We start from the raw sequence: 23,108 nt of genomic DNA, 5'->3' as shown, positions 1-23,108 counted from the left end.
GAACCCCTCAGGAAAGGGGCAGCGCCCTCAGCCACGTCCCGTCCTCGGTCAACTGCCGGTCCACCCGGAGCCCCACCTCCTCCAGAGCCCGCTCGAACTGGTCCCCGGTCATGGGCCGGGCCCGGAAGGTCTGCGTCCAGACGGCGTCCGGGAACTCGTACTCCGCGCGCACCGAGTGGACTCCGTCGCCGACCGGCTCCGACGACACGATCCGCACGGTGAATCCGCTGGGGTCGACCCGCTCGCGCGGCAGGTCCGTGTGGTAGTCCGCCCCCTCCCTCTGGATCAGGACGCAGCCGCCCTCCGCGACATGGCGGACGCAGGTGCGCAGCAGTCCTCGCCGCACCTCGGCATCCCCGGCGTGCACGAGGAACGACGCCAGCAGGACCACGTCGAAGCGCTCCCCCAGGTCGAGGTCCTCGATCGGGCTGCATATCGTGCGCGTCCCGCGCACGTGCTCCAGCATCTCGGCGGACTCGTCCACCGCGGTCACCGTGAACCCCCGGTCCAGCAGCGGGTGGGTCATGCGTCCCACGCCGCTGCCCAGCTCCAGGATGTGCGCCCCCTCGGGCACGGCGGCGGCGATGACGTCCGGCTCGGCTCCGGCGGGCAGCCGCGAATAGAGCTCGACCGCGCAGCCGTCCGGGGTGATGGCCCCGGGTCCCGTCCCTTGGTATCCCTCTCGCATTCTCAGCTCCATGTCCGTCCAACGGACCGCAACCGCACGCTCGTTCCCCTCGACGGCCGGTTCACCCGTCCGAGTGAACGTGCCGGTCGCGTCTGAACCGCGCGCCCCAGCACCCGCCCGTGCCGACGGAGCGGGACCGAGCGCCGGCGGGGCGCGACCGGCCGTCGGGCGGAGCAGGGCTGGCCGTCGGCGGAACAGGACCGGCCGTCGGCGGTATCGCCGTAGGTCAGAACGGGAGCCAGCCGTGCCTGACGTACCAGTGGCCGCCCGCCCGCAGATGGTCCCCGACCGCCCGCTCCACCGAGGTGCGCCGCGGCAGGTCGGCGACCGGAAGGGAAGGGTTCCCGAAGACGAAGCGCACGGGTTCCTCGTCGGCGGGTTCGGTGTCCGGCAGAGCCACCCGGAAGCGCTCCTGGAAGCGAAGGATGTTGGAGTCCGCGTCCAGGTGATCCTTCAGCTGCGGGTCGAGGAGCCAGGAGTGGCACGTCGCGGCACGGTACGGCTCCTCGGGGAAGTGCCGGCGGAAGAACCGCTGGGCGAGCGCGAGCGAGCGGTCGCAGGCGGCCGGTGTCAGCGGCCCGCGGAAGTCCGGGACGTGGAGGGCGAGACAGGGCTCGCCCGGCACCGCGTCCATGCCGGCCGCCCTCAGCACCGGCGCCGTGCACTCCCCGACCGTGGTCCGTTGGAACTGCAACCGCCCCAGCTGGTAGAGCTCGCCCCGGAAGTGGTGCACCAGCCACTGCGGGGCACGTACCCCGCCGCTGCCGTACCTCCTGCGATGGCTCGCCATGTTCCGCCCCAGGTCGGCGAGGGTGTGCCGGACGACCTCCGCCGGGACGCCGCGCTCCTCGTGATAGGCGCGTGTCCAGGGCAGCGCGGCGACGAAGACGTAGGCGGCGAAGTACCCGCCCAGCCCTTCCGGGGCCTCGGCCAGCCGCTCCCCGAACCGCCGCGCGCCCTCCGCGTCGCCCGTCACGACCCCGACGTCCCGCACCAGCTCCTCGACGCACTCCTCCAGCAACCGTTCCGTCCCGGCATCGCGGGTGACCGCAGCGCGCCGCCCCACCAGCGCGTTGATGTCCTCGTGCGGAACCGCCAGGTCGAGCAGCACGTCGGGCAGGTCGTCGACATCCGGCAGCACGGGCCGGTCCGGTGTCCCGGATGACGCGGGTCGGTCCGGTAGCACAGCGCGTTTCCCCCTCGTAGGTCTCCCGCAGTACCTTTTCCACAGGAGCGATGATCGATGCGCACCGGCAGTGAACCGGCCACCGCGCGCAGTGCCCTGCGGGCGCGCTTCTGGCTGAGCTTGTGGGGGCTGACCTGGGCCGTCCTCGGGACGGCTGCCTTCGCGATCGTCGGGCGGCCCGGGTGGGCGCTGGCGTGCGGGGGGCTCTTTCTCGTCGCCGCGGTCGATCTCGCGGTGATCGTCCGGCACATCCGGCAGGGCCCGCACTACCAGCCGGGTCCGGACATCCCGCCGTACCGGCCGCCGGGGGACTGACCCGGCCCGCCGCTCGGGTCGGGTCGGATCATGTCAGCGAGGTCCCGGGCGGGCGCCCGCCCCCGTCACGAGTCGAACCGCGCCTGCTCCAGGTACTCCGGGTTCGGATCCAGCGCCGCCGCCAGCCGGAAGTGGCGCCGGGCCTGGTCGGGGCATCCCCGGCGCTCGTAGGTACGCGCGAGCGCGAAGTGCGCGAAGGCGTTGTCCGGCTCGCGCTCCAGGACGATGGTGAACTCCAGCTCGGCCGGTCTCAGTTGCGCCGCCGCGAAGAAGGCGCGCGCACGCAGCAGCCGCGCGGCCGTGTTCTCCGGGTGCACGCCGATGACCCCGTCGAGCAGCTTGACCGCGCCCTGCGGGTCCCGGGCCGCGAGCAGGTGCTCGGCGGCACGGAAGTCGATGACATCCGTCTCCGGAGTACGTCCGGTCGAACCGCTGGTCTCGGGCACGGCAGCATCCTTCCCTCTCTCCAGGGGATCAACGCCCGCGCGGGGACCGCTATTCCAAGAGCGAAAGGAGCCACAGAAGCGAAAGGAGCTACCGAAGCGAAACAGAGCCACAGAAGCGAAAGAGGGAGCCGGGGCGGCTGGGACATGCTCCGGGCACGCCCGGGCGCTCAGCTCGACGCGTGCGCCGCGCGGGCCAGCTCGGCCCACACCTCGCTCACGCGGGCGCGCAGCTCGTCCAGCGGTACGTCGTTGTCGATGACCACGTCCGCGATGTCCCGGCGCTGCTCGCGCGTCGCCTGCGCGGCCATGCGGGCGCGTGCGTCCTGCTCGGTCATGCCCCGCAGCCGGACCAGCCGGTCGAGCTGGGTGGCCGGGTCGGCGTCGACGACGATCACGACGTCGTACAGCGGTGCCAGGCCGTTCTCCGTGAGCAGGGGGACGTCGTGGACGACGACGGCGTCCTCGGCGGCCGCCTCTTCCAGGGCGCGGGAGCGTTCGCCGACCAGGGGGTGCACGATCGAGTTCAGCGCGGCCAGCTTCGCCGGGTCGGCGAACACGATCGAGCCGAGCTTCGGCCGGTCCAGGCTGCCGTCCTCGGTGAGGACGTCCTGGCCGAACGCCTCGACGACCGCGGCCAGCCCCGGGGTGCCCGGCGCCACGACCTCGCGCGCGATCCGGTCCGCGTCGATCAGTACGGCGCCGTGTTCGACGAGCAGCCGCGACACCTCGCTCTTGCCGGCGCCGATCCCGCCGGTCAGGCCCACCTTCAGCATGAGCGGAAGCTTAGGGCCTGCCGACGGCGGCCGTCCCGACAGGGCGGTCGGCGGGGTGCCCGGCCGGCGTCAGCCCTCGCCCTCCCGCTCCGCCAGGAAGCGTTCGAACTCGCGGCCGATCTCGTCCGCCGACGGGATGTCGACGGGCTCGGCGAGCATGTTGCCCCGGGTCTCGGCGCCCGCGACGGCGTCGTACTGGTGCTCCAGGCCCTGGACGAGTGCGGTGAGTTCCTCGTCGCCCTCCTGGACCTGCCGGTCGATCTCCGTCTGCGTGCGGTGCGCCTCCGTCCGCAGGGAGTGCGCGATGCCCGGCAGGACCAGTCCCGTCGCCGCCGTGATGGCCTCCAGGACGGTCAGGGCGGCGTCCGGGTAGGGCGAGCGGGCGATGTAGTGCGGGACGTGCGCGGCGACGCCCAGGACCTCGTGGCCGGCCTGCATGAGCCGGTACTCCACGAGCGCCTCGGCGCTGCCGGGGACCTGGGCCTCCTCGAACGGGCTGGGGTGGCCCGGCACGAGGTCGGTGCGGTTGCCGTGCGGGGTGACGCCGACGGGGCGGGTGTGCGGCACGCCCATCGGGATGCCGTGGAAGTTGACCGAGAGGCGGACACCGAGGCGCTCGACGATCTGCCCGACGGCGGCGGCGAAGCGCTCCCACTCCACGTCCGGCTCGGGCCCGGACAGCAGCAGGAAGGGCGCCCCGGTCGCGTCCTGCACGACCCGCACCTCGATGGCGGGCTCCTCGTAGTCCGTCCAGGTGTCCCGCTTGAAGGTCAGCAGCGGGCGGCGCGCCCGGTAGTCCACGAGCCGGTCGTGGTCGAAGCGGGCGACGAGCTGGTGGGGCAGCGAGTCGAGCACCTGGTCGACGATCTGGTCGCCGGTCTCGCCCGCGTCGATGTATCCGTCGAAGTGGTAGAGCATGACCAGTCCGGCCGACTCCTGGGCGAGTGCCATGTCGACGACGGCCAAGCCCTTCGGCTCCCATGCGTACAAACCCTGCGGATCAAGCACAGTGTCCGCTCCCCTCCTCGTGTCCGTACCTCACAACGTCCGCGCGCGGGCGGGCATTCCCGGGAGGGGCAACGCCATGATCTTGGCGACGGCAGGGGGCCGGACCCGCGTCGTGGCACGGCCGAGGGGCCGCACCTCAAAGGTGCGGCCCCTCGGTCGACTACTGGGCCTCAGTGGCCCGCGATCAGCTCTGGCCGCCGGCCAGCTTCTCGCGCAGCGCGGCCAGCGCCTCGTCCGACGCCAGGGCGCCGGAGTTGTCGCCGCCCTCGGAGGAGTACGAGCCGCCGCCACCGCTGGAGGCGGCCGGAGCCGCACCCGGGGTGTCGACACCCTCGGCAGCGGCCTTCTCGTCCGCCTCGCGGGACTTGATGACCTGAGCCTGGTGCTGCTCGAAGCGCTGCTGCGCCTCGGCGTACTGGGTCTCCCACGCCTCGCGCTGGGTCTCGTAGCCCTCGAGCCAGTCGTTGGTCTCGGGGTCGAAGCCCTCGGGGTAGATGTAGTTGCCCTGGTCGTCGTAGGACGCGGCCATGCCGTACAGGGTCGGGTCGAACTCGACCGCCGACGGGTCGGCACCGAAGGACTCGTTGGCCTGCTTCAGCGAGAGGCTGATGCGACGGCGCTCGAGGTCGATGTCGATGACCTTGACGAAGATCTCGTCGTTGACCTGGACGACCTGCTCCGGGATCTCCACGTGGCGCTCGGCCAGCTCGGAGATGTGGACCAGACCCTCGATGCCCTCGTCCACGCGGACGAACGCACCGAACGGCACCAGCTTCGTGACCTTGCCGGGCACGACCTGGCCGATCTGGTGGGTGCGGGCGAACTGCTGCCACGGGTCTTCCTGGGTCGCCTTCAGCGACAGGGAGACGCGCTCGCGGTCCATGTCCACGTCGAGAACCTCGACGGTGACTTCCTGGCCGACCTCGACAACCTCGGACGGGTGGTCGATGTGCTTCCAGGAGAGCTCGGAGACGTGGACCAGACCGTCGACGCCACCCAGGTCCACGAAGGCACCGAAGTTGACGATCGAGGAGACGACGCCGGAACGGACCTGACCCTTCTGGAGGGTCGTGAGGAACGTCTGGCGGACCTCGGACTGGGTCTGCTCCAGCCAGGCACGGCGGGACAGGACCACGTTGTTGCGGTTCTTGTCCAGCTCGATGATCTTGGCCTCGAGCTCCTTGCCCACGTAGGGCTGGAGGTCGCGGACGCGGCGCATCTCGACCAGGGAGGCCGGGAGGAAGCCACGGAGGCCGATGTCGAGGATGAGACCACCCTTGACGACCTCGATGACGGTACCGGTGACGATCCCGTCCTCTTCCTTGATCTTCTCGATGGTGCCCCAGGCACGCTCGTACTGGGCGCGCTTCTTCGAGAGGATCAGGCGGCCTTCCTTGTCCTCCTTCTGGAGAACAAGGGCCTCGATCTCGTCACCGACGGCGACGACCTCGTTGGGGTCGACGTCGTGCTTGATCGAGAGCTCGCGGCTCGGGATCACACCTTCGGTCTTGTAACCGATGTCGAGCAGGACCTCGTCCCGGTCGACCTTCACGATGACGCCGTCGACGATGTCGCCGTCGTTGAAGTACTTGATCGTCTCGTCGATCGCGGCGAGGAAGGCTTCCTCGTTACCGATGTCGTTGACCGCTACCTGCGGGGTGGTGGCGGTGGTCTCGGTGCTGCTCGTCATGTGGGAAAGGGCTCCGGTACGGACATTGAAGTCGTAGGTACTGCTTACGCCGGGAGCCCGTTTCGCTCTGCCGAAGCCGGACAGCCAAGGAAGCGTCACCGAAACCAGGGGTGACACCTCATGAACCGAGGGGACATACAACAGATGCGAGCGCGACCTGCTACGTCTGAGGTGCGCAGGCCCGCAGCGCAACTTGTAGCATACGGGGGCAGCCGGGCAGGGTCAATGCGCGAAGCCGCACACCCGGGGCGGATCACCGCATACCCGGCACAAAAGCTGCCTCCGGGGCCACCCGCACCCCTGAATTGTCCCTCGCGCGACACGCGGGGCGGGCGGCACGGAGGAGCCCGCAGACTAGTACGAGGGAGCCGGTCATCCAAGAGCCCGTAACGTCCGAGGCAGAAACGGCGGAGCCCGAGGCCACCCGGCGTGCCGCCGGTGTCACGGAGAGCGCCCGCGCCAACCGCGGTTGGTGGGACCGCAACGCGGACGAGTACCAGACCGATCACGGCACCTTCCTCGGCGACGACCGCTTCGTGTGGTGCCCCGAGGGCCTGGACGAGGTCGAGGCCGAGTTGCTCGGCCCGCCCGAGGAGCTGAAGGGCAAGGACGTCCTGGAGATCGGCGCCGGCGCCGCCCAGTGCGCACGCTGGCTGACCGCGCAGGGGGCCCGGCCCGTGGCCCTGGACCTCTCCCACCGCCAGCTCCAGCACGCGCTGCGCATCGGCTCACCCTTCCCCCTGGTCTGCGCCGACGCGGCCGCGCTGCCCTTCGCGGACGGCTCGTTCGACCTGGCGTGCTCGGCGTACGGGGCGCTGCCCTTCGTCGCCGATCCCCGGCTGGTGCTGAGGGAGGTGCGGCGGGTGCTGCGTCCCGGGGGCCGTTTCGTCTTCTCGGTCACGCACCCGCTGCGCTGGGCGTTCCCGGACGAACCCGGCCCCGAGGGGCTCACGGTGTCCGCCTCCTACTTCGACCGCACGCCCTACGTCGAGCAGGACGACGAGGGCCGCGCGGTCTACGTCGAGCACCACAGGACGCTCGGCGACCGAGTCCGGGACGTCGTGACGTCGGGGTTCCGGCTGGTGGACCTGGTCGAGCCGGAGTGGCCGGACTGGAACACCTCCGAGTGGGGCGGCTGGTCGCCGCTGCGCGGGCACCTGATCCCCGGGACGGCCGTCTTCGTGTGCGAGCGGGACTGAGTCCGCGTTCGCTGTCCACCGCGCGCGTGGGGTGTGGTTCCGCCGCCGTACGACACTGGGGGCGTGATCCGTTACGACGCCCTGGACGCCCTGCCCGTACGCGGTGCCCTGCCCGCGCTGCACGACGCCCTGGAGGGGCACGGCACCGCGGTGCTGGTCGCGCCGCCCGGGACCGGCAAGACGACGCTGGTGCCGCTGGAACTGGCCGGCCTGCTCGGCGAGGGCCCCGCGCGGCACGTGGTGGTGGCCGAGCCCCGGCGGATCGCGGCGCGGGCGGCGGCCCGGCGGATGGCGTGGCTGCTGGGCGAGAAGCCCGGCGCGAGCGTCGGGTACAGCGTGCGCGGTGAGCGGGTCGTCGGGCGGCACACGCACGTGGAGGTCGTGACGACCGGCGTCCTGTTGCAGCGGCTCCAACGCGACCAGGAGCTGGCCGGCGTGGACGTGGTGGTGCTCGACGAGTGCCACGAGCGCCATCTGGACGCGGACACGACCGCGGCGTTCCTGTGGGACGTGCGGCAGACACTGCGCCCCGAGCTGCGTCTGGTGGCCGCTTCGGCGACGACCGACGCGGCGGGCTGGGCCCGGCTGCTGGGCGGCGCGCCGGTCGTCGAGGCGGAGGGCGTGTCCCATCCCGTGGAGGTGGTGTGGGCGCCGCCGGCGCGGCCGGTACGGCCGCCGCACGGGATGCGGGTGGACCCGGCCCTGCTCACGCACGTGGCGTCGGTGACGCGGCGGGCGCTGGCCGAGCGCGACGGGGACGTGCTGTGCTTCCTGCCCGGCGTCGGGGAGATCGCCCGGGTGGCCGGGCAGCTGGGAGGCCTCGGTGACGTCGACGTGCTCCAGGTGCACGGGCGTGCGCCCGCGTCGGTGCAGGACGCGGTCCTGGCGCCCGGGACGAGACGCCGGGTGGTGCTGGCGACCTCGGTGGCCGAGTCGTCGCTGACGGTCCCGGGTGTGCGGGTGGTCGTGGACGCGGGGCTGGCGCGGGAGCCGCGGGTGGACCACGGGCGCGGGCTGAGCGCCCTGACGACGGTGCGCGCCTCCCGTGCGGCGGCCCGGCAGCGGGCCGGCCGGGCCGGGCGTGAGGCGCCGGGCGCGGTGTACCGCTGCTGGGCGGAGGCGGAGGACGCCCGTCTGCCGCGTTTCCCGGCACCGGAGATCAAGGTGGCCGACCTGACGGCGTTCGCGCTCCAGGCGGCCTGCTGGGGCGATCCGGACGCCTCCGGGCTGGCGCTGCTCGATCCGCCGCCGGGCGGGGCGATGGCGGCGGCGCGGGAGGTGCTCGCCTTCATCGGCGCCGTGGACCGCGCGGGGCGGGCGACCGCACGCGGCCTGCGGCTGGTTCGGCTGGGGCTGCACCCCCGGCTGGGACGGGCCCTGCTCGACGCCGGGGGCGCGGGGGCGGCCGGTTCCGGGGCGTCCGACGCCGTGGCCGAGGTGGTGGCCCTGCTCAGCGAGGAGCCGCCGCGGGAGTACGGGGACGATCTGACGGCCGCGCTGCGGGCCGCCCGGCGTGGCGGGGACGGCTACGGGGCGCGGTGGCGGGCCGAGGCGCGGCGGCTGCGTACGGCGGTGGAGGGGGCCGGCGGGCGGGCGCGGGACGTCGCGGACGACGCGCTCGCCGGGCTGGTCGCCGCGCTGGCCTTTCCCGAGCGGGTGGCCAGGAAGGACGGCGGCTCGTACCTGATGGTCTCCGGGACCCGGGCCGAACTGCCGGAGGCGTCGGCGCTGCGCGGGGCGCCGTGGATCGCCGTCGCCGTCGCCGACCGGCCGGTGGGCAAGGGGCACGCGCGCGTGCAGCTCGGCGCGGCCGTGGACGAGACGACGGCCCGGCTGGCCGCGGGGGCCCTGCTGGACGAGCGGGACGAGGTGCGCTGGGGCGACGGCGACGTCGTGGCCCGGCGGGTCGAGCGGCTGGGAGCCGTGGAACTCACCGTCCGCCCCCTCGACGACGCCGGCCCCGGCCTCGTACGGGAGGCGCTGCTGGAGGGGTTGCGGCAGGAGGGGCTCGGGCTGCTGCGCTGGCCGGCCGAGGCGCGGGGGCTCCGCGAGCGGCTCGCCTTCCTGCGGAGGCGGGTCGGCGCGCCCTGGCCGGACGTCTCCGACGAGGCGCTGTACGCGCGCGTGGACGAGTGGCTGGAGCCGGAGCTGGGCCGGGCCCGGCGCCGCGCCGACCTGGCCCGCATCGACGCGGGGCAGGCGCTGACACGGCTGCTGCCCTGGTCCTCGGGCGACGCGGCGCGGCTGGACGAGCTGGCCCCGGAGCGGATCGCGGTCCCCAGCGGGTCCCGGGTCCGGATCGACTACTCCGATCCCGGCCGGCCGGTCCTCGCGGTGAAGCTCCAGGAGATGTTCGGGCTCCAGCGTTCGCCCGAGGTGGCCGGGGTGCCGCTCCTCGTCCACCTCCTCTCCCCCGCCGGGCGCCCGGCGGCGGTCACGGCCGACCTGGCCTCCTTCTGGAAGGACGGTTACCGGGGCGTACGCGCGGAGCTGCGCGGCCGGTATCCGAAGCATCCGTGGCCCGAGGACCCGGCCACGGCCGAGCCGACGCGGCACACGAAGAGCCGCCCCGCGAAGTGAGCACCGGGGAGCCTCCGCGCGGTGAACGGGGTGCGCCCCCCGCCGCCGTGGCGGTGGGGGGCGCCCCTCGGTCCGGGCCCGTCGGATCCGTGTCTACGCCGCCGGCGCGGTCGACGGCTCCGTGGAGGGGGTGGGCGAGGTCTCGGGCGCCTCGGTGGACGGGTCCGGCGACGGCTCCGGCGCGGCCTCGGCCACCTTCAGCTGGACGTTGAGCGTGGCGCCGCCCGCGGTGGTGAGGCGGAGCAGGAAGGTGCCGGTGGTGTCGTCCGCGTACAGCTTCGGCAGCTTCAGCAGGCCCTTGGCGTCGGTCTTCAGGCCGGTCAGGGTGCGGACGGTCTTGCCGTCGGCGTCCTTGAAGTAGGGGCCCTTGTCGCTCTCGGTGGGGTCGAGCACCGACTTGATGAGGGTGGCGGTGACGGCGACCTTGTCCGCGGCGGCGCCCTTGTGCGTGGCCTTCACCTCGACCTGGTCGCCGAACTCGCCGCCCGGCGTGCAGGTCAGGGCCGTGTCGCCGGTACGGGCGAGGGCGTCGGCGACGCGCTCGGTGACGGTGGCCCGGTAGTCGAGGCCGGCGACGGTACGGCCGATGACGGTGGCACGGACGGTGAACGCGCCGGTCTTCTCCCCTGCCACCAGCGCGGGCGCGACGGCCACCCCGGAGGCGTTGGTGGTGACGGCGGCGACCTTCTCCCCGCCGGTGAAGGCGGCGTCGGTGTCACCGAGGACGGTGAAGCGGATGCGCACCTTGCCGACGGACTGGCCGGCCTTGGTCTCGGCGCGGGCGCTGATCTTCTGGGCGAAGGTGTCGCCCGCGATCGCGGTGAGCCCCGTGGTGCCGGCGTTCTCCAGGTGGTGCACCGTGTCCGTGGGGGTCTCGGTCGTCGGCGGGGGCGGTGTCGGCTTCGGCGGCGTGGGCGGCTTGGGTGGCGTGGGCGGCTTGGGGCTCGGCGAGCCGTTGCCGGGCGCGGCGGGCGTGCTCGGCTCGGTCGAGCCGGGCGCCGGCGCGCCGGGGGCCCTGGGACCGGTGGTGGCGCCGGACCCGCCGGCGGACGGACCGGGGCCGGGGTCGTCGCTGCGTCCCACGGGCAGGGTGCCGGTGCCGTCGGGGATCTCGTGGGTCCCCTTGCGGTAGTGCTCCAGCCAGGACAGGACCGTGTGGAGGTAGTCCTGCGAGTTGTTGTAGCTGAGGATCGCGCGGTTCAGGTCGGCCTGGACGGACAGGTCCCAGCCGTTGCGGCACAGGTAGTGACCGGCGGAGAGCGCGGCGTCGTAGATGTTGTTGGGGTCGTCCTTGCCGTCGGCGTTGCCGTCGCGTCCCGCCCACGCCCACGTGGAGGGGATGAACTGCATGGGGCCGACGGCGTTGTCGTACCTGCTGTTGCCGTCGTAGACGCCGTTGTCGGTGTCCTTGATGAGCGCGAAGCCGTTGCCGTCAAGCTGCGGGCCGATGATCTTGCCGAGGGTGTTGCCCTGCGCGTCGACCTTGCCGCCGCGTGCCTGACCCGACTCCACCTTGCCGATGGCGGCCAGCAGTTGCCACGGCAGGTTGCAGCCCGGTTTGGCCCGGCGCAGCTCCGACTCGGCCTTCTTGTAGGCGTCGAGCACGGTGGCGGGAATGCCCGCTTCGGCCGGGCCGCGGGAGGCGGGGGTGCCGATGGTCGGTGCGGGGCTCGGGCTCTTGAGCGGCGGAAGGTCCGTGTAGTACGGCGAGTTGCCGGTGGCGCTCTCCTCCGAGGAGGCGTCGGGCGTCGGCCCCTTGTCGGCCGTGGTCTGTCTGCCGTGTGCGTCGGCCGTCACGTCGGGAGCCTGGGACGCGGACAGGGCCGCGACCACGACCGCCGCCACGGTGGTGGTGACCGCCGCCTTGCGGAGCCTCCTGTCGAAATGCGCCGCCATAGAGTGAACCCCTCCCGTGGACGCCCTCGCGTCCCTCTCCGTCGGTCTCCGGCCGTCGCGCCGGCCCGTCCTGCGCGTGCCGCCCGTCCTGATGTGACGATCGGTACGCGTCGTTGGTTGCACCGCAACCTTCCACGTGCGGTGTCCGTCTGTTCGACCAGTACGGTGCCGCAGGCGACCCTACGACAACTTGCTTTGCACGGGCACCCATTCGTGCCCGATATTCACCAGTTGGCCATACGAGGAGTTCCGTTGCCCTTCACCCTCAGTCATGCGGTCGCCGTACTGCCCGCGGTGAGGAGCGACGGGACCGGCCGGGGCCGGCTGGTGCCCGCCGTACTCGTGGCGGGTTCCTTCTCGCCCGACGTCACCTACTACGCGGCGAGTTTCGTGTCCGGGGCGATGGAGTTCGGGGACGTCACGCACTCCTTCGCGGGTGTCCTCACCGTCGACGTGGTCATCGCCTGGGTCCTGGTAACGGTGTGGCTGCTGCTCCGTGAACCGCTGGTGGCCCTGTTGCCGCGGGCCCGGCAGGGCCGTGCCGCCGCCCTGTTGCGCTGCGGGACGCCACGCGCGCGTGTGGACGCGCCCCTCCTGCTGCGGTGGTACGTGTCGGCCGTGCTGGGGGCGCTGACGCACGTGGTGTGGGACGCGTTCACGCACCTCGACCGCTGGGGGATGCGGGTGCTCCCGGTCCTCGGGCGGGAGATCGCGGGCTCGCCGCTCTACTGGTACCTCCAGTACGGCGGTTCCGCCGTGGCCGCCGTCGTCATCGCCGTGTTCCTGGTGCGGGCGCTGCGCCGGGCGCCCCGGGCCGAACCGCTGGGCGTCCCGGTCCTCTCGGCCGGGGACCGGTGGTGGGCCGCGGCGGTGCTCGGCGGGTGCGCCGTGGTCGGGGCGGTGCAGCGGGCGGTCCGCTGGTGGGCCTGCTGGGGAGACGTGGCGAAACCCTGGGAGCTGATCCCGACGGTGTGCTTCGGAGCGGGTGCGGGGCTCGCCCCCGGGCTGCTGCTCTACGCCGTGGGGGTCAGGGTGTGGCGTCCGGCCCCGGTTCCCACCAGCCCGGGAGGCGCCGGTAGGGAGCCGGACCGCCGGGTCGCGCGCTGAGGGTGTCGGCGCTCGCGACGAACACGGTGACGTTGCGGGCGGGCCGGGCGCGCGGCAGCAGGGTGAGGGCGAGCGCCAGGTAGCCGCGGGCCAGGTCGGCCCACAGGTGCCGGGCGAGCGGGCCGGGCGGGGGTACGGGGTTCGCGTCGCGGTCGACGCGGTGGGTGAGCCGGCGGCGGAGGTCCGTCGCGGTACGGCGCAGGGCCGTCGCGGGGCCGGCGGGGGTGCGGCCGGTACTTGCCCCCGGCGCGAAGATCGGGACCGGGACGAGTGGCAGGCGCGCGGGTCGGTCGGTGCTTGCCCGTGCCGGGGTCGTCCGGTGGTGGAGCATGCGTATACCCATGCCCGCATCCTTGCGGGAGACGGGGACGGGGGGCGCTTTGGCGGGGGCCACCTGAGTGACGGCTCCTCGCGGAGCGGGGGCACGGCGGGGACGGGGAGATGTACGGACGGGGGCGGGCGGACCCGGCGGTACGGGACCGGAACCGGACCGAGCCGCCCTGCGCCGTGCGGGGCGGCCCGATATGGGACCGGCCCCGCGCGCGGGCACAGCCACCCGATCGCCCGCTCCGGGCGCCGACCGGTCCTGACCGGTCCCCTGCGGCACCGCTTGCGGCAGCGCACAGGCCGGCCCGCACCCGCCGAGCACGAACCGGCAACCGGCAACCGGCAACCAGCAACCAGCAACCAGCAACCGCCGGAGGCTAGTGCGCCGCCGATTCCCAGTCCGGGCCCGAGCCCACCGAGACACCCAGGGGGACACTCAGCCGCACCGCGTTCGCCATCTCGCGGCGGACCAGCTCCTCCGCCGCCGCGCGCTCGCCGGGAGCGATCTCCAGGACGATTTCGTCGTGGACCTGGAGCAGCATCCGGGAGGCGAGGCCGGCCTCGCGCAGCGCCTTGTCCACGTTGAGCATGGCGATTTTGACGATGTCGGCCGCCGTGCCCTGGATCGGGGCGTTCAGGGCCATGCGCTCGGCCGCCTCACGGCGCTGACGGTTGTCGCTGTTGAGGTCCGGCAGGTAGCGGCGGCGGCCGAAGAGCGTCGCCGTGTACCCCGTCGCCCGCGCCTCGTCGACGACCCGGCGCAGGTAGTCCCGTACACCGCCGAACCGCTCGAAGTAGGCGTCCATCAGGCCGCGGGCTTCGGCCGCCTCGATGTTCAGCTGCTGGGAGAGGCCGAAGGCCGACAGACCGTACGCCAGGCCGTAGGACATGGCCTTGATCTTGCGGCGCATCTCGGCGTCCACCGCGGACTGCTCCACCGAGAAGACCTGCGCGGCGGCGGTGGTGTGCAGGTCCTCGCCGGAGGTGAACGCCTCGGTGAGGCCCTCGTCCTCGGAGAGGTGGGCCATCACCCGCAGCTCGATCTGGCTGTAGTCGGCCGTCATCAGGGACTCGAAGCCCTCGCCGACGACGAACCCGCGCCGGATCGCGCGGCCCTCGTCGGTGCGGACCGGGATGTTCTGGAGGTTCGGGTCCGTGGACGAGAGCCGGCCGGTGGCGGCGACGGTCTGGTTGAACGTGGTGTGGATGCGGCCGTCGGCGGCGATCGTCTTGATCAGGCCTTCCACCGTGACGCGCAGCTTGGCCTGCTCCCGGTGACGGAGCATGATCACCGGCAGTTCGTTGTCCGTCTGGGCCGCCAGCCAGGCCAGGGCGTCGGCGTCCGTGGTGTAGCCGGTCTTGGTCTTCTTGGTCTTCGGCAGGTTCAGCTCGCCGAAGAGGACTTCCTGGAGCTGCTTGGGCGAGCCGAGGTTGAACTCCCGGCCGGCCGCCGCGTGCGCCTCCTTCACCGCCTGCTGCACGGCGCCCGCGAACATCTGCTCCATCGCCTGGAGGTGCTCGCGGTCGGCCGCGATGCCGTGCCGCTCCATGCGGGCCAGCAGCGCGGACGTGGGCAGCTCCATGTCGCGCAGCAGGTCCGCGGCGCCGACGTCCGCCAGGCGTCCCTCGAAGGCCTCGCCCAGGTCGAGGATGGCGCGGGCCTGCACCATGAGCGCCTCGGCCTCGGCACCGTCGTCCGCGCCGAAGGCCAGCTGGCCGTCGGCCGCGGCGGCGGGGGCCAGCTCGCGGTGCAAATACTCCAGGGAGAGGGCGTCCAGGTCGAAGGAGCGTCGGCCCGGCTTGACCAGGTACGCGGCGAGCGCGGTGTCCATGCCGACGCCGGCGACGGTCCAGCCGTGCTCGGCGAAGACACGCATGGCGCCCTTGGCGTTGTGGAGGACCTTCGGCCGGTCGGCGTCGGACAGCCAGGCCGTGAACGCCGTCTCGTCGGCCTCGTCCAGCTCGGTCGGGTCGAACCAGGCGGCCGGACCGCCGGCCGCGGCGAGCGCCACCTCGGCGACCGAGCCGGTGCCCAGCGCCCAGGTGTCGACCGTGGCGACGCCGAGGGTTCCCGTGCCGTGCTCGGCGAGCCAGCCGGCCACCTCACCGGTGCCCAGCACCGTGCCGTCCAGCTCCACGCCGTCGGCGACGACCGGGGTGGCCTCGGCCTCCTCGGCGCCGGGGTCGACGGCGTTCAGCCGCTCCCGCAGCGACGGGTTGCGGATCTCCAGGGTGTCCAGGATCATCGCGACGCCCTTGCGGTCGTACGCCGTGCGCTCCAGGTCGGTGACCGTCCTCGGCAGCTCGACGCGGCGCTCCAGCTCGGTGAGCCGCCGGTTGAGCTTGACCGACTCCAGGTGGTCGCGCAGGTTCTGCCCGGCCTTGCCCTTGACCTCGTCGACCCGCTCGACCAGCTCGGCGAAGGACCCGAACTGGTTGATCCACTTCGCGGCCGTCTTCTCGCCGACGCCGGGGATGCCGGGCAGGTTGTCGGACGGGTCGCCGCGCAGCGCCGCGAAGTCGGGGTACTGGGCGGGCGTCAGCCCGTACTTCTCGAAGACCTTCTCCGGCGTGAAGCGGGTCAGCTCGGAGACGCCCTTCGTCGGGTAGAGGACGGTGGTGCGGTCGCTGACCAGCTGGAAGGAGTCCCGGTCGCCGGTGACGATCAGCACGTCGAAGCCCTCGGCCTCGGCCTGGGTGGCGAGCGTGGCGATGACGTCGTCGGCCTCGAACCCCTCGACGGCGAAGCGCTGCACGTGCATGGCGTCGAGCAGCTCGCCGATCAGCTCGACCTGGCCGCGGAACTCGTCCGGGGTCTTGGAGCGGTTCGCCTTGTACTCGGTGAACTCCTCCGAGCGCCAGGTCTTGCGGGAGACGTCGAACGCCACCGCGAAGTGCGTGGGAGCCTCGTCACGCAGCGTGTTGGCCAGCATGGACGCGAAGCCGTAGATCGCGTTGGTCGGCTGGCCCGTCGCGGTCGTGAAGTTCTCCGCGGGCAGCGCGAAGAACGCGCGGTACGCCAGTGAGTGCCCGTCCATGAGCATCAGGCGCGGGCGGCCGCCGGAGGTGTTGTCGGTCTTCTTCGCTGCTGTCTCTGCCACGTCCCCGATCCTGCCACGGACCACCGACACTCGGCCCCGCGCTCGCCGGTGGCACGGGCCCGGGGCCGGTCGACGGCGACCCCGCGCCCCGGCCTGCCGGGCCCGCCCGGCGGTCGGCGTGCGCCGCCCCACGGCGATCCCGCGCCCCGGCCCGCCCGGCCCGCCCGGCCTGCCGGGCTGTCGGTGGGCCGTGCGAGGATCGGAGACGTACCTCACACGCGTAAGCGAAGGAGCGCGCGATGGCCACCAAGCCGCCCAAGGGTGATCCGGTTCAGGACGCGCCGCGGATCACGGAACCCCAGCACGCGGCGGCGGGCATCCCGGCCATCGGCCACACCCTGCGCATGGCGCAGCGGCAGATGGGCGTGAAGCGGACCGCGCTGACGCTGCTGAGCGTCAACCAGAAGGACGGTTTCGACTGCCCGGGCTGCGCCTGGCCGGAGCCGGACCACCGGCACAAGGCGGAGTTCTGCGAGAACGGCGCCAAGGCCGTGGCGGAGGAAGCCACCCTGCGCCGGGTCACCCCGGAGTTCTTCGCCGCGCACTCCGTCGCCGACCTCGCCACCCGCAGCGGCTACTGGCTGGGGCAGCAGGGGCGGCTCACCCACCCGGTGTACCTGCCGGAGGGCGGCGAGCACTACGAACCGGTCACCTGGGAGCGGGCCTTCGACATCGTGGCCGAGGAGATCGCCGCGCTGGACTCGCCCGACGAGGCGGTCTTCTACACGTCCGGGCGCACCAGCAACGAGGCGGCGTTCCTCTACCAGCTCTTCGCTCGGGAGCTCGGCACCAACAACCTGCCGGACTGCTCCAACATGTGCCACGAGTCGTCCGGCTCGGCCCTGTCGGAGACCATCGGCATCGGCAAGGGCAGCGTCCTCCTCGACGACCTGTACCAGGCCGATCTGATCGTCGTGGCCGGTCAGAACCCGGGCACCAACCACCCCCGCATGCTCTCCGCCCTGGAGCGGGCCAAGGCGAACGGCGCGAAGATCATCAGCGTCAATCCGCTGCCCGAGGCCGGCCTGGAGCGCTTCAAGAACCCCCAGACCCCCAAGGGGCTCACCGCGGGCGCCGCGCTCACCGACCTGTTCCTCCAGATCCGCATCGGCGGCGACCAGGCCCTCTTCCGGCTCCTCAACAAGCTGATCCTCGACACCGAGGGCGCCGTCGACGAGGCCTTCGTCGAGGAACACACCCACGGCTTCGAGCAGTTCGCCGAGGCCGCCCGCGCCGCCGACTGGGACGAGACGCTCACCGCGACCGGCCTCACGCGCGTGGAGATCGAGGAAGCGCTGCGCATGGTGCTCGCGTCGAAGCGCACCATCGTGTGCTGGGCGATGGGCCTGACCCAGCACAAGCACTCCGTGCCGACCATCCGCGAGGTCGTGAACTTCCTCCTCCTGCGCGGCAACATCGGCCGTCCGGGCGCGGGCGTCTGCCCGGTGCGCGGCCACTCCAACGTGCAGGGCGACCGCACGATGGGCATCTTCGAGCGCCCGGCGCCCGCGTTCCTCGACGCCCTGGAGAAGGAGTTCGGCTTCACCCCGCCGCGCGCGCACGGCTACGACGTCGTACGGGCCATCGGCGCGCTGCGCGACGGCGAGGCGAAGGTCTTCTTCGCCATGGGCGGCAACTTCGTCTCCGCCTCCCCCGACACGGAGGTCACCGAGGCGGCCATGCGGCGCGCCCGTCTCACCGTGCACGTGTCGACGAAGCTGAACCGCTCGCACGCCGTCACGGGTGCGCGCGCCCTGATCCTGCCGACCCTCGGCCGCACCGAACGCGATCTCCAGGGCGGCGGCGAGCAGTTCGTCACCGTCGAGGACTCCATGGGCATGGTGCACGCCTCCCGCGGCCGGCTGGAGCCCGCGAGCGCGCACCTGCTGTCCGAGCCGGCGATCGTGTGCCGGCTGGCGCGCCGCGTGCTGGGCGGGCGCAGTGCCACGCCCTGGGAGGAGTTCGAGAAGGACTACGCGACGATCCGGGACCGCATCGGGCGCGTGGTCCCCGGCTTCGAGGACTTCAACGCGCGCGTGGCCGACCCCGCGGGCTTCACCCTCCCGCACGCCCCGCGCGACGAGCGCCGCTTCCCGACGGCCACCGGCAAGGCCAACTTCACGGCCGCACCGGTCGAGTACCCCGAGCTGCCCGAGGGGCGGCTGCTGCTCCAGACCCTTCGCTCGCACGACCAGTACAACACCACGATCTACGGCCTGGACGACCGCTACCGGGGGATCAGGAACGGCCGCCGGGTCGTCCTGGTCAACCCGGAGGACGCCGGCCGGCTGAAGCTCCGGGACGGCGCCTACGTCGACCTCGTCGGCGAGTGGAAGGACGGGGTGGAGCGGCGCGCCCCCGGCTTCCGGGTCGTGCACTACCCGACGGCACGGGGCTGCGCGGCGGCGTACTACCCGGAGACCAACGTCCTGGTGCCGCTGGACGCCACCGCGGACACCAGCAACACCCCGGCCAGCAAGTCCGTGATCGTCCGTCTGGAACAATCGGCGACCGACTGAGCGTTTGCTCAGTCGTGCCGGCGGCCTCCGCGGCCGCACGGCGGACCCCACAGACGGAGCGACGAAACGGAGCCGGGCATGGGCGAGCAGCAGCAGGTGCAGTTCCCGCAGGAGGTCATCGACGAGTACGCCGCGCTCGGCGTCGACCTGCCCGCCCTCTTCTCCGCCGGGCACCTCGGCACGCGCATGGGCGTCCAGATCCTGGAGGCGTCGGCGGACCGGGTCGTCGGCACCATGCCGGTGGAGGGCAACACCCAGCCGTACGGGCTGCTGCACGGCGGCGCTTCGGCGGTGCTGGCCGAGACCCTCGGCTCGGTCGGCTCGATGCTGCACGGCGGCAGCTCAAAGATCGCCGTCGGCGTCGACCTGAACTGCACCCACCACCGCGGGGCCCGCTCCGGCCTGGTCACCGGCGTGGCCACGCCGGTGCACCGGGGCCGGTCGACGGCGACGTACGAGATCGTGATCAGCGACGAGCAGGACCGACGGGTGTGCACCGCCCGCCTGACGTGCATGCTGCGGGACCTGAAGCCGGGCGACGGCGAGCGGGCCGGCAAGGCGGGCTGAGCGGGCCGTCCCGCGCGACGCGGGGGCGGCCACGGCATTGCTCCGGGACCACCCCGCGCCCTAGCTTCGGAGCATGAGGCGGGGAGCAGCGTCCTGGCCGGGGCCGGCTCGGCGTGTCCGGTTCGCACCCGGGCTGCTCACGCTCGCCCTCACCCTGCCGCTCCTCGCCGCGGCGGTCGGCTGCGCGGGCCCCGCCGAGGAGACGGGCGGTCCCGGCCCCTCCGCCCCGGCGCCCGCATCCCGGACGACGCAACCGCCGCTCAGCGGTGCGGAGTTGTGCACGAGCGCCGTCAGCTACCGGGCACGCGAGATGCTGGCCGGCGCGACCCCGTACGGGGACTACCAGTCCATGGGTCTGTCCAACCGGCAGTACGACATCCTGCGGGAGGTCGTGGACGCCGCGCGGGCCGTGGCGCGCACCCAAGGGCCCGGCGCGGCCGACCGGTTGATCGACCGTCGGGTGAGCGCCTCGTGCGCCGCCGACCATCGCGACGGCGGCCCGACCCGGGGCCCGTGGCAGTGAGCGGCACCGGCCCCGTCGAGCCGGGTGAGGGCACCCACGACCGGACCGCCCCGGACGCCCCCCGATCGGCCCTCCGGTGGCGTGGCCGGCCGGTCCGGTACCACGGCCGCCACCGCCGGGCGGTCCTCGCGGCCACCGCGGCCACCGCGGTCCTGACCGGGGGCGGCTACCTGTACGCCACCCGCCCGCACCCACCACCCCCTCCCCCGCCCCCGCACCCCTCCCAGGTGGTCGACATCGACTACCTGGACGCGCTGCCCGGCCCGGACGGCACCTTCCGCTTCGCGGTGCGGCTGAGCGTGCGGTCCGGCCCACCCGTCACCGTGACGCGGCTCGACCAGCCCTACGACGGCATCGCGATGACGGCGTCACCCGCAGCGCCTTTCCGTACAAAGGCGCATTCCGCCCGCAAGATCATCGTCACGCTACGCGTGACGGAATGCGCAAAAGCACCGCGGAACCTCGCCCTCCCTTTTCTGCTTGTAACGCTGCGTAATACGCGCGCAATACAAGCCCACAGTTACATCCTGGGGACGCACTATGCGCGGGACCTCTCAGACGCCCTACAAGTCGCCTGCAGCAACGAATCCCGGTAATCACCAAAACGCCCCAGACACCTGAACCTTGGCGGCCGGTCCTGCGGGTTCTCAGCATGCGGACAGGGCGAATCGGCCTGAATTCCGCCCTTCTTCCCAGCCAGTACCGCTCTGCATTACCCCGTGTCATAACAAGAGCGTCACAGCATGTGTCAGACCCTCCTCCACGTTCCCCACACACGCTTAGAGTCACGGCCAGTCACCGCGCCGTCCGATTGTCACTTCGGCCCAGCGCTCGACTCGGCCGCCTCCACGGGGATGCGGCTGTGCCAGGGAAAGGACTGATCGTGCGTCAACGTTCGCTCATCGCCATCACCGCCGCTCTGGCGGCGGGAGCGCTCACCCTCACCGCCTGCGGCTCGCGCGACGACGACGGCGGCTCGGACTCCGGCAACGGCGGCGGCGGTGGCACCACCGTGGTCATCGGCGTCGACGCCCCGCTGACCGGCGACCTGTCCGCGCTGGGCCTCGGCATCAAGAACTCGGTGGACCTCGCCGCCAAAACGGCCAACAAGGACAACTACGTCGACGGCGTCAAGTTCGAGATACAGGCCCTCGACGACCAGGGCCAGCCCTCCGTCGGCCAGCAGAACGCCACCAAGCTCGTCGCCAACGACGACGTGCTCGGCGTGGTCGGCCCGCTGAACTCCTCGGTCGGCGAGTCCATGCAGAAGGTCTTCGACACCGCGAAGCTGGTCGAGGTCTCCCCCGCCAACACCAACCCCGCCCTCACCCAGGGCGTGGACTGGCAGAAGGAGAAGGTCCGGCCGTACAAGTCGTACTTCCGCACCGCGACCACGGACGCCATCCAGGGCCCGTTCGCCGCGCAGTACGTCTTCAACGACTCGAAGAAGAAGAAGGTCTTCGTCATCGACGACAAGAAGACCTACGGCGCCGGTCTGGCCGCCACCTTCACCGACGAGTTCAAGAAGCTCGGCGGCCAGGTCGTCGGCACCGAGCACATCAACCCGGACACCAAGGACTTCAACGCGGTCGCCACCAAGGTCAAGAACTCGGGCGCCGACGTCGTCTACTACGGCGGCGAGTACCCGCAGGCCGGCCCGCTCAGCAAGCAGATCAAGGCCGCCGGCGCGAAGATCCCGGTGGTCGGCGGTGACGGCATCTACAGCGCCGACTTCATCAAGCTCGCCGGCGCCACCGGCACCGGCGACCTCGCCACCTCCGTCGGCGCCCCGGTCGAGGAACTCCCCTCCGCCAAGGAGTTCGTCGCCAACTACAAGGCCGCGGGCTACAAGGAGGCCTACGAGGCCTACGGCGGCTACTCCTACGACTCCGCCTGGGCGATCATCGAGGCCGTGAAGCAGGTCGTCGAGGACAACGACGGCAAGCTTCCGGACGACGCCCGCGCCAAGGTCGTGGACGCCATGCAGAACGTCTCCTTCGACGGTGTGACCGGCAAGGTCTCCTTCGACGAGTTCGGTGACGCGACCAACAAGCAGCTCACCGTGTACGCCGTCGAGAACGGTGCCTGGAAGTCGGTGAAGTCCGGCACCTACACCGGCTGACCCACCGCACGCACCACTGATCACGTGATCACGAGCCGCGCGGGGCGCTGTTCCACAGGCGCCCCGCGCGGACTCGCATCCGGCCACATCCGTCGATAGTTCCGAAAGTCTCGGAGGACATGCGGTGAACGAACTGCCGCAGCAGCTGGTCAACGGCCTGCTACTGGGATCCATGTACGGGCTGGTCGCCATCGGCTACACAATGGTCTACGGCATTGTCCAGCTCATCAACTTCGCCCACGGCGAGATCTTCATGACCGGCGCCTTCGGCGCGCTCACGGTCTACCTCTACATCCTGCCCGACGGCACCTCCATGCTGATCGCCCTTCCGCTCATGCTCATAGGCGCCATGATGGTCTCCGTCACCGTGGCGGTCGGGGCGGAACGGTTCGCCTACCGTCCCCTGCGCGGCGCACCACGCCTCGCGCCCCTCATCACCGCCATCGGCCTCTCCCTCGCCCTCCAGCAGGCGGTGTGGGCCTGGTACCCCGGCGCCAAGTCGAAGATCAGCTTCCCGCAGATCGACGGCGGCCCCTTCCACATCGGCAGCGTCACCATCCAGACCGGCGACATCTTCCTGCTCATCGCCGCCCCGGTCAGCATGGCGATCCTCGCCTTCTTCGTGATGCGCACCCGCACCGGCCGCGGCATGCAGGCCACCGCTCAGGACCCCGACACCGCCAAGCTGATGGGTGTCAACACCGACCGCATCATCGTGGTCGCCTTCGCCCTCGGTGCCCTCTTCGCCGCCGTCGGCGCCGTCGCCAACGGTCTGAAGTACGGCGACATCGACTTCCGGATGGGCTTCATCCTCGGCCTCAAGGCCTTCACCGCGGCGGTCCTCGGCGGTATCGGCAACATCTACGGCGCCATGATCGGCGGCGTCGTCCTCGGTGTCGCCGAGACCCTGGCCACCGCCTTCATCGCCGACGTGCCCGGTCTCGAGAAGCTCGGCAGCCAGTCCTGGGCCGACGTCTGGGCCTTCATCCTCCTCATCCTCGTACTCCTGTTCAGGCCACAGGGCCTGCTCGGCGAACGCGTTGCGGACAGGGCGTGACACC

General features: G+C 72.3%; 19 protein-coding genes. 10 read left to right on the top strand and 9 right to left on the bottom strand.

Features of this window, described 5'->3' with window-relative positions:
• Positions 1–7: 7 nt before the first annotated feature.
• Both AC07FV_RS04720 and AC07FV_RS04715 read right to left on the bottom strand, forming a co-directional pair.
• Positions 8–688: a class I SAM-dependent methyltransferase gene (locus AC07FV_RS04720; protein ID WP_479084615.1), complete on the bottom strand. Its 681-nt coding sequence runs from the start codon at positions 686–688 to the stop codon at positions 8–10.
• Between the two features lie 226 nt (positions 689–914).
• Positions 915–1,829, bottom strand: a complete 915-nt coding sequence (locus tag AC07FV_RS04715; RefSeq protein WP_479084613.1) for an acyltransferase domain-containing protein — start codon at positions 1,827–1,829, stop codon at positions 915–917.
• A 102-nt stretch (positions 1,830–1,931) separates the two neighbouring features.
• Between AC07FV_RS04715 and AC07FV_RS04710 the strand changes: the two genes are divergently transcribed.
• The gene (locus tag AC07FV_RS04710; RefSeq protein WP_479084611.1) at positions 1,932–2,189 is read left to right on the top strand and encodes a DUF6343 family protein; all 258 of its coding nucleotides are present in this window, start codon (positions 1,932–1,934) and stop codon (positions 2,187–2,189) included.
• A gap of 65 nt (positions 2,190–2,254) precedes the next feature.
• Here AC07FV_RS04710 and AC07FV_RS04705 read toward each other — a convergent pair whose 3' ends face one another.
• The 4 genes from AC07FV_RS04705 to rpsA all read right to left on the bottom strand — a co-directional run bounded on the left by AC07FV_RS04705 (position 2,255) and on the right by rpsA (position 6,106).
• Positions 2,255–2,635, bottom strand: coding sequence for a tetratricopeptide repeat protein (locus tag AC07FV_RS04705; protein WP_479084609.1), 381 nt, complete (start codon positions 2,633–2,635; stop codon positions 2,255–2,257).
• Between the two features lie 167 nt (positions 2,636–2,802).
• Positions 2,803–3,408, bottom strand: a complete 606-nt coding sequence (gene coaE / locus AC07FV_RS04700; protein ID WP_479084607.1) for a dephospho-CoA kinase — start codon at positions 3,406–3,408, stop codon at positions 2,803–2,805.
• Between the two features lie 69 nt (positions 3,409–3,477).
• On the bottom strand, positions 3,478–4,416 hold the full coding sequence (locus AC07FV_RS04695; RefSeq protein ID WP_356607974.1) for a PAC2 family protein: 939 nt from the start codon (positions 4,414–4,416) through the stop codon (positions 3,478–3,480).
• Positions 4,417–4,600: 184 nt separating this feature from the next.
• Entirely contained in the window at positions 4,601–6,106 is a 1,506-nt protein-coding gene (rpsA, locus tag AC07FV_RS04690; protein WP_383649817.1) for a 30S ribosomal protein S1, read from the bottom strand.
• A gap of 374 nt (positions 6,107–6,480) precedes the next feature.
• Between rpsA and AC07FV_RS04685 the strand changes: the two genes are divergently transcribed.
• Together AC07FV_RS04685 and hrpB are read left to right on the top strand one after the other, a co-directional pair.
• The gene (locus tag AC07FV_RS04685; RefSeq protein ID WP_383649829.1) at positions 6,481–7,305 is read left to right on the top strand and encodes a class I SAM-dependent methyltransferase; all 825 of its coding nucleotides are present in this window, start codon (positions 6,481–6,483) and stop codon (positions 7,303–7,305) included.
• Positions 7,306–7,368: 63 nt separating this feature from the next.
• Complete coding sequence (gene hrpB / locus AC07FV_RS04680; RefSeq protein WP_479084605.1) at positions 7,369–9,885, top strand: ATP-dependent helicase HrpB; 2,517 nt, start codon at positions 7,369–7,371, stop codon at positions 9,883–9,885.
• Positions 9,886–9,978: 93 nt separating this feature from the next.
• On the opposite strand, the gene AC07FV_RS04675 is transcribed toward hrpB, so the two are convergent.
• On the bottom strand, positions 9,979–11,781 hold the full coding sequence (locus AC07FV_RS04675; protein ID WP_479084603.1) for a lytic transglycosylase domain-containing protein: 1,803 nt from the start codon (positions 11,779–11,781) through the stop codon (positions 9,979–9,981).
• 252 nt (positions 11,782–12,033) lie between these two features.
• Here AC07FV_RS04675 and AC07FV_RS04670 point away from each other — a divergent pair, with 252 nt between their 5' ends.
• Positions 12,034–12,888: a DUF4184 family protein gene (locus AC07FV_RS04670; protein ID WP_479084601.1), complete on the top strand. Its 855-nt coding sequence runs from the start codon at positions 12,034–12,036 to the stop codon at positions 12,886–12,888.
• Here the strand turns inward: AC07FV_RS04670 and AC07FV_RS04665 are convergent.
• The gene (locus AC07FV_RS04665) at positions 12,809–13,231 is read right to left on the bottom strand and encodes a hypothetical protein (RefSeq protein WP_479084599.1); all 423 of its coding nucleotides are present in this window, start codon (positions 13,229–13,231) and stop codon (positions 12,809–12,811) included. The two genes, AC07FV_RS04670 and AC07FV_RS04665, sit on opposite strands and share 80 nt — an antisense overlap.
• Before the next feature lie 361 nt (positions 13,232–13,592).
• Positions 13,593–16,316, bottom strand: coding sequence for a DNA polymerase I (gene polA, locus AC07FV_RS04660; RefSeq protein WP_479084598.1), 2,724 nt, complete (start codon positions 16,314–16,316; stop codon positions 13,593–13,595).
• 239 nt (positions 16,317–16,555) lie between these two features.
• On the opposite strand from polA, the gene AC07FV_RS04655 reads away from it, so the two are divergent.
• The 6 genes from AC07FV_RS04655 (at position 16,556) to AC07FV_RS04630 (ending at position 23,104) form a co-directional block, all read left to right on the top strand.
• Positions 16,556–18,835 carry an FdhF/YdeP family oxidoreductase gene (locus AC07FV_RS04655; RefSeq protein ID WP_479084596.1) on the top strand — a complete coding sequence of 760 codons (2,280 nt, stop codon included), beginning with the start codon at positions 16,556–16,558 and terminating at the stop codon, positions 18,833–18,835.
• A 78-nt stretch (positions 18,836–18,913) separates the two neighbouring features.
• Positions 18,914–19,402 carry a PaaI family thioesterase gene (locus AC07FV_RS04650; protein WP_479084594.1) on the top strand — a complete coding sequence of 163 codons (489 nt, stop codon included), beginning with the start codon at positions 18,914–18,916 and terminating at the stop codon, positions 19,400–19,402.
• 73 nt (positions 19,403–19,475) lie between these two features.
• Positions 19,476–19,925: a hypothetical protein gene (locus AC07FV_RS04645; protein ID WP_479084593.1), complete on the top strand. Its 450-nt coding sequence runs from the start codon at positions 19,476–19,478 to the stop codon at positions 19,923–19,925.
• Positions 19,922–20,521, top strand: coding sequence for a Tat pathway signal sequence domain protein (locus tag AC07FV_RS04640; protein ID WP_479084894.1), 600 nt, complete (start codon positions 19,922–19,924; stop codon positions 20,519–20,521). Before AC07FV_RS04645 ends, AC07FV_RS04640 begins: the two co-directional genes overlap by 4 nt.
• Positions 20,522–20,808: 287 nt before the next feature.
• The gene (locus tag AC07FV_RS04635) at positions 20,809–22,047 is read left to right on the top strand and encodes a branched-chain amino acid ABC transporter substrate-binding protein (RefSeq protein ID WP_479084591.1); all 1,239 of its coding nucleotides are present in this window, start codon (positions 20,809–20,811) and stop codon (positions 22,045–22,047) included.
• A 124-nt stretch (positions 22,048–22,171) separates the two neighbouring features.
• A complete protein-coding gene (locus AC07FV_RS04630; RefSeq protein ID WP_383648827.1) occupies positions 22,172–23,104 on the top strand; it encodes a branched-chain amino acid ABC transporter permease in 933 nt (310 codons plus the stop codon).
• The last annotated feature ends 4 nt before the right edge of the window (positions 23,105–23,108 follow it).

This window comes from Streptomyces sp. NPDC045956 (assembly GCF_056430705.1).
This window is presented reverse-complemented; position numbering and strand designations above follow the sequence as displayed.

What these genes read in the sequence shown, in the direction of transcription:
- AC07FV_RS04675 (WP_479084603.1), bottom strand. Translation starts at nt 11,781, where the DNA reads ATGGCGGCGCATTTCGACAGGAGGCTCCGCAAGGCGGCGGTCACCACC.
- AC07FV_RS04645 (WP_479084593.1), top strand. Translation starts at nt 19,476, where the DNA reads ATGAGGCGGGGAGCAGCGTCCTGGCCGGGGCCGGCTCGGCGTGTCCGG.
- AC07FV_RS04710 (WP_479084611.1), top strand. Translation starts at nt 1,932, where the DNA reads ATGCGCACCGGCAGTGAACCGGCCACCGCGCGCAGTGCCCTGCGGGCG.
- AC07FV_RS04650 (WP_479084594.1), top strand. Translation starts at nt 18,914, where the DNA reads ATGGGCGAGCAGCAGCAGGTGCAGTTCCCGCAGGAGGTCATCGACGAG.
- AC07FV_RS04655 (WP_479084596.1), top strand. Translation starts at nt 16,556, where the DNA reads ATGGCCACCAAGCCGCCCAAGGGTGATCCGGTTCAGGACGCGCCGCGG.
- AC07FV_RS04665 (WP_479084599.1), bottom strand. Translation starts at nt 13,231, where the DNA reads ATGGGTATACGCATGCTCCACCACCGGACGACCCCGGCACGGGCAAGC.
- AC07FV_RS04720 (WP_479084615.1), bottom strand. Translation starts at nt 688, where the DNA reads ATGCGAGAGGGATACCAAGGGACGGGACCCGGGGCCATCACCCCGGAC.
- coaE (WP_479084607.1), bottom strand. Translation starts at nt 3,408, where the DNA reads ATGCTGAAGGTGGGCCTGACCGGCGGGATCGGCGCCGGCAAGAGCGAG.
- rpsA (WP_383649817.1), bottom strand. Translation starts at nt 6,106, where the DNA reads ATGACGAGCAGCACCGAGACCACCGCCACCACCCCGCAGGTAGCGGTC.